The organism is Streptosporangium oxazolinicum (genome assembly GCF_039537505.1).
GTDB lineage: Bacteria > Actinomycetota > Actinomycetes > Streptosporangiales > Streptosporangiaceae > Streptosporangium > Streptosporangium oxazolinicum.
In genome coordinates, this window is record NZ_BAABAQ010000016.1 from 197,244 (window position 1) to 203,439 (window position 6,196).

At 68.8% G+C, this 6,196-nt stretch carries 3 protein-coding genes; all 3 read right to left on the reverse strand.

Annotation, left to right across the window (positions count from 1 at the left end; translation table 11 throughout):
• Positions 1-7 precede the first annotated feature (7 nt).
• Positions 8-1,480 carry a glycoside hydrolase family 76 protein gene (locus ABD817_RS34445; RefSeq protein ID WP_344922533.1) on the reverse strand — a complete coding sequence of 491 codons (1,473 nt, stop codon included), beginning with the start codon at positions 1,478-1,480 and terminating at the stop codon, positions 8-10.
• Positions 1,481-1,615: 135 nt separating this feature from the next.
• Complete coding sequence (locus ABD817_RS34450) at positions 1,616-4,636, reverse strand: lectin (protein ID WP_344922535.1); 3,021 nt, start codon at positions 4,634-4,636, stop codon at positions 1,616-1,618.
• Positions 4,637-5,534: 898 nt separating this feature from the next.
• Positions 5,535-6,196, reverse strand: a 662-nt coding sequence (locus ABD817_RS34455) for a PQQ-dependent sugar dehydrogenase (protein WP_344922536.1), incomplete at its 5' end; no start/stop codon positions are given.

Here is a 6,196-nt window from a genome sequence, read left to right on the forward strand (position 1 = left end):
GCGATCGTCAGGGGGCGGCGTTGAGCAGGTCGAGCGCGCTGTGCTGGCAGCTGTGGTTGGTGGGGACGAACGGGCCGGCCCAGTGGCTGCCGTAGCTGTCGAGGCTGTCGCGGTTGCCGGCGTAGGCGGTGTCGGCGTTGCGCCGTAGGTAGGTGTTGTAGGCGCCGCCGGTCACCGTGTTCAGGGCGCCGAGGCCGCGGATCGCCGCGCCCTTGAACGAGGCTCCGTCACCGCTGCAGGTGTTGCTTTCGTTGGGTTCGCGCAGGATGCCGTTGGGGCTGAGGTAGGTGCTGGTGGTGAGCGCGTCGCCGATGCGGCGGGCCGTGGCGAGCGCGTTCGCGTCGCCGGTGAGCCGGTTGAGCTCGACCAGCGCGTTGATGAGCACGCCCTGGTTGTAGGTCCAGGTGGTGTCGCCGTTGTTGCGGCAGGTGTTCAGGTTGATGCCGTCGTTGACCAGGTTCGAGCCGTTGAGCATGCCGGTGCTCTGGAACCAGTTCCAGGCGGCCTGCGCCCGGCCCCGGTAGAGGGTGTCGCCCGGGATGCGCTGGGACAGCTCGGCGTTGAGCTGGATGTAGAGGCTGTTTTCGATGGCGTTCTTCTGGGCCCGGTCGGTCTTCCACCACACGCCGCCGCCGCAGCGGTTGTCCCAGTAGGCGTACATGAAGTCGGCATCGGCGCGGGCGGTGTTCAGGTAACGCCGGTCGCCGGTCACGTCGTAGGCGGCCACCCACGCCAGGCCCCACCAGCCGGTGTCGTCGAGGTATTCGTTGCGGAACTGGCCCTGGTACGCGTTCAGGTTCTTGTCGTAGGTGTTGGCGATCGCGTAGCGGTAGCTGCCCATGCCGCTGCGCTGGATGTTCTCGATGAGCGCGGTGAGCGCGTTGGCGCCGGTCCACCACCCGTTGCCGTCGAAGAGACCGTTGGCGCGGTCGTAGCGCATCATCAGCGCGGTGGCCGCCGCAGTACGCCGGTCCGCGGCGTTCCAGGTGCTGCGCGCCCACGCCGTGCAGGTGATCTCGGGCCGGTTGCCCGCCTTGCCGCAGGCCCGCAGCGCGCCGACACCCTGGTTGGCCCAGTCGTCGACGTTGAACATCGCGGTCCGCGTACCGGACGCTCCGGCCGGGATCGTCGTGGCGCCGAGGCGGCTGTCGACCCAGGTGCGGCCGCCGTCGAACGAACGATCCAGCCACACCTCGTCCGTGGCGGTACCACCGTCGACGGTGGCCCAGGCCATCGAGTCGGTGTCGTTGACGTGCACGGTGAACCGCCGACCGTACAGGGTGCTGGAGACCGGCTGCCGGTCGGACGGGGAGAGCGCCGGATCACGCCCGTCGCAGTAGCGGTTGCAGATCGTCGCGGCGGCGCCGCTCACGGCCTGGGCCGGACCGGCGAGAGCGGGCGCGGCCGTCGTCACGACGGTCAGGGCGGCCAGGGCGCTGAGGGCGGTCAGGACCGCCAGCCCGCGCAAGGACTTCATCATGATTCCTCGATTCACTGTGGCGGAAGTGGTGCGTGCCGATGACCGGCGGTGCGCGGCTCCGGCGTGGGGGCCACCGGAGCCGCGCACCGGGTTTTCCGGGAACGGGCGGCGCCGGTCGTCACCGGCGCGACCCGCTCACGCGGGGGGCAGTGTCCAGCGCTGGGCGGGGGAACCGTTGCAGTCCCACAGTTGCAGCCGGGTGCCGTCGGTGCTGCCACCGCCCGCCACGTCGAGACACCGTCCGGATTGCGGGTTGACGAACGCGCCGGTGGAGGACACGTAGTTCCACTGCTGGTTGGCCCCGCCGCCGCAGTCCCACAGCACGACGGCCGTGCCGTTGGCGGTGCCGTTACCGGTGGCGTCGAGGCACCTGTTGAACAGGCGCAGGGTCCCGTCGCCGGAGATGTGCACTCGCTGCGCGGCTGACCCGTTGCACGACCAGATCTGGATCTGTGAACCGTTCGCGGTCGAGGCGGCGTTGTCGTCGAGGCACTTGCCCGCGATGGCGGACGGCACCGCGCCGGTGCGTGACGTCGGCAACGTCCACCTCTGGTTGGCGCCGCCCGCGCAGTCCCAGATCACCACCGGGGTGCCCAGGGCGGTGTTGCCTCCGGAGACGTCCAGGCAGCGGCCCGACTGCGGGTTGCGCAGCGCTCCCGAGGACGGGACGGGGGTCCACTGCTGCCCGCCGCTGAGGTTGCAGTCCCACAGCTGCACCTTGGTGTTGTTGGCGCTGCCTCCGGCGTTGATGTCCAGGCACTTGCCGAACAGCATCACCGTGCCGTCACCGGGCAGGTGCCAGCGCTGCGCCGCGCTGCCGTTGCAGTCCCAGATCCGGGCCGCGTTGCCGCTGGTGCCGTTGGCGCCTTCGACGTCCAGGCACTTGCCGGCCAGGCCCGAGGCGAGTGCCCCGGTCGGGCCGATCACGGTCGCGGGCGGGTGCGCGCCGCCGTTGCCACCGTACGAGGGCGGCGCCGACGACGCGGAGCTCCCCCACGAGGTGTTCGCGGTGGTGCCGAGCGTGAGGTTCAGCGTGCCGCCGCTGATCGCGAACGACGCCGGGAGATAGGCGTTGTTCCACGTCGCGCCGTTGAGGGTGGCGCTCTGTACGTAGGGGGCGTTGGTGGCGGCCTGCGGCGCGTTGACCGTGATCGTGCCGCCGCCGCCGAGCGCGACCTTGACGGTGGTGAACAGCGGGCTGCCCAGCACCAGGTCAGAGGTGCCCGGCGTCATCGGGTACATGCCCATCGCCGACCACACGTACCAGGCGCTCATCGTTCCCAGGTCGTCGTTGCCGACGCCCCAGTTGGCCGGCGAGTTGGGCCACATCTCGTTCTGGACCTGCCGGACGATCCGCTGGGTCTTCCACGGCTGCCCGACGTAGGCGTACTCCCAGGGCAGCCCGATCGACGGCTCGTTGCCCATGTCGGCGTGCTGGGAGTTGTTGCTGGAGCCGCGCAGGTTGGACAGGACACTGTCCAGGTATCCGGCCATGGCGGCGTTGCCGCCCTTGGCGTCGGCCAGGCCGCGGACGTTGAACGGCACCATGCCGGTGTACTGCCAGGACGTGCCCTCGACGAACTCGTCGCTGACGGTCGGGGTGAATCCCGGACGCCAGGTCCCGTTCTTCAGTTTCGGCTGCATGAACCCGCTGGCCGGGTTGAACGCGTTGCGCCAGTTCTGCGCCCGGTTGACGAACTGGTTCTGCGTCGTGGTGTCACCCAGCGCCCCGGCGAACGCGCCGATGGCGAAGTCGGTGGTGGAGTATTCCAGCAGCGTGGCGACCGACCCGTAGAACCCGTGCGGGTAGGTGCCGTCGGAGGGCAGGTAGCCGTAGTTGGACTGGTACTCCAGCCCGGTGCGGATGCCGTTGGGCACCGTGCCCTGGCGGACCATCGCGTTCTTCGCCGCGGTGGTGTCGAAGGTGCGGGCGCCGAAGGCGTGGTAGGCGGCGATGATGATCGGCGCGGGGTCGCCGTTCATCACGTAGGTGTCGTACTCGTTGAGCGTCCACTTGGGCAGCGTGCCGCCCTGCGCGTAGTTGTTCACCAGCGACTGCGCGCTGTCGCCCGCCTCCTGGGGCGCGACCAGCGCGTGCAGCTGCGCCTGCGTCCGGTAGATGTCCCAGCCGGAGAAGTTGCCGTACTGCGCCTTCTGCCCGCCGGAGACGGTGCGCACCTGGTGGTCGAAGCCCCGGTAGCGCCCGTCGACGTCGCTGACCACGTTGGGGTGCAGCAGCGAGCGGTAGAGCGCGGTGTAGAACACGACCTGCTGGTCGGTGGTGCCGCCGGAGATCTCGATCTTTCTGAGCATCCTGTTCCAGGCGTCCTTGGTGGCCTGCCGCGTCGCGTCGAAGTTCCAGTTCGGGTTCTCGGCGGCGCGGTTGGCCCTGGCACCGTCGAGCGACACGTACGACAGGCCCACCTTCGCGTGCACCACCCGGTTGCCGGAGGCGTCGAAGGTGACGGAGTTGCCGTTGGCGAACGAGCCGCTGGAGGCGAACGGCCGGTCGAAGACCATGTTGAAGTAGAGGGTGTAGGTCGGGCTGGACGCGCAGAAGTGCCCGGAGGTGATCGAGCCCCGGACCTCGGTGTTGCTCACCGCGGCGAAGTTCAGGTTGCCGGTGCTCGTGGCGCCGGAGCCCAGCTTGAACAGCAGGTTGGCCTGGTTCGTCGAGGGGAACGTGAAGCGGGCCATGCCGGAGCGGGTGGTGGTCGTCAGCTCGGTCTTGACACCGTTGCCGAGCGTCACCGTGTACGCGCCGGCGCTCGCCGACTCCGCGCTGTGGGAGAAGCTCGACGTCGCGGTGCCGTTGACCGCGCCGGTGGTCGGCATGATCGGGATGTCGGCCATCGCGTTGCAGCCCGGCCCGGACAGGTGGGTCAGGCTGAAGCCGGTGATGGTGCTGTCGCTGTAGGCGTAGTTGCCGCCCGGGGGCCGCGACGGGGTGTCGGGGCTCCACTGCACCATGCCGAACGGCGCGTCGGCGCCGGGGAAGGTGTTGCCCTCGTGGGAGGTGCCGAGCAGCGGGTTGACCATCGCCGCCGGGTCGGCCACCGGCGCGGCGGCCGCGGGAGTGGCGACGCCGGCCGTGATCGCCATGGCGGGAAGCAGGAGTGCGGAGATCGCGAAGAGCGACCGCCATCGAGCCTTCATGGTGACTCCGGGGATCGGACCAGACTGGGGGGAATCAGTCCGATAGGGGGGTGCGGTAACCGTAATAAAAGATGATGATCAGCGGTATGTCAACGATGTCACATCGCGGGATTGACTGTCTTTCTAACAACCGACGACCCCGTCGACCTGCGAGAACGACGAGAAACGCGTGGTGGCGGCGCCGCGGTTGACTGTTACGCCGTTAAGTCGATTTCATTGCGGTCCGTACGCTCACCCGCTGGTCACCAGCTTGATCACAGCGGCCGCCGGGTGACGGAAGAGATCTCCTTGAGCACCCGACCCGCCGCGTCAGGCCGAACGCCCGCGGAACCGGTTCCGTGGAACTCAGGGCGGGTGACACCGCGGCGGCAAGGACCGTCCTCGCCGGGCCACCGGCGTACCGTGAGCAGACGAGTCCGGGTGATGACCGTGACACCCGGCGTTACCGTCGAACCCTTGACGACGACCTGCCGGTGGTATCTCATGTCGCGCGAACCTCGTGAAACACGGACGTCACACACGAGGGTGGTTCGTTCTCGTCCGTGAGTGAGACCGGGCCTCCTCTCACCGACGTGAAGTCCCGGCCTGCCCGAAAGTCATCGTTTTCCCGGCCGGGGCCGCTGGAATCGGCCGGGCCTCCGCGGCTGGAGCACGGCCCGTCCTCGGCGAGCAGCTCTCGCCATGGGCTGCCGGTACGAAACCGTCACATCATCGCGTTGAACCGCTGCCGCAGGTCCGGGATCGGGTCGCGTTCCCCAAGGTCGCGTTCCCCAAAGGGGGAATGAGGATCGATCGCGGACCATTCCGCATCGGTGGGGTCTCCGCCACGGCGATGGCCTGCCAGAACGGCAGGCCAAAGCCGCGGGCGAATTCCTCTGATCTCAACTCCGCGCGGGTCCTAGCCGCCGAGTGTGACGCGGAGGATCCTCTCGTTGCTGTTGTTGGGGGTGCTGTCCTTGTCGCCGGTGTTGGAGGTGGTCAGCCACAGGGCGCCGTTCGGGGCGGGCTCCACGGTGCGCAACCGGCCGTAGGTGCCGTTGAAGTAGGTCTGCACGTTGGTCAGGGAACTGCCGCTGATCACCGCGCGGTACATCCGGGTGCCGCGCTGGCAGGCCACATACAGCGCCTCCCGCACGATGGCGATGCCGGAGCAGGAACCCTCCGCGGTGGGGTAGGTACGCTTGGGAGCGATGAACCCCGCGGTGCCGCACGCGCCGCTGGTGCCCTCACACGACGGCCACCCGTAGTTACCGCCCCGGGTGATGAGGTTGGTCTCGTCCATGACGCTGTTGCCGAACTCCTGCTGCCACAGCCGTCCCTGGGAGTCGAAGGCCAGCCCCTGCGGGTTGCGGTGCCCATAACTCCACACGCGGTTGCCGAACGGGTTGTCCGACGGCACGCTGCCGTCCGGGTTGATCCGCAGGATCTTGCCGCTCAGGTTGGAGGTGTCCTGCGCGTAGTTGCCGTTCTGCGCGTCACCGGTGGCGGCGTACAGCTTGCCGTCCGGACCCCACCGCAGACGGCCACCATTGTGATACTTGTTACGCAGGATCCCACTGA

Coding starts and splice junctions, on each gene's coding strand:
- ABD817_RS34445 (WP_344922533.1), bottom strand. CDS start 1,480: ATGATGAAGTCCTTGCGCGGGCTGGCGGTCCTGACCGCCCTCAGCGCC.
- ABD817_RS34450 (WP_344922535.1), bottom strand. CDS start 4,636: ATGAAGGCTCGATGGCGGTCGCTCTTCGCGATCTCCGCACTCCTGCTT.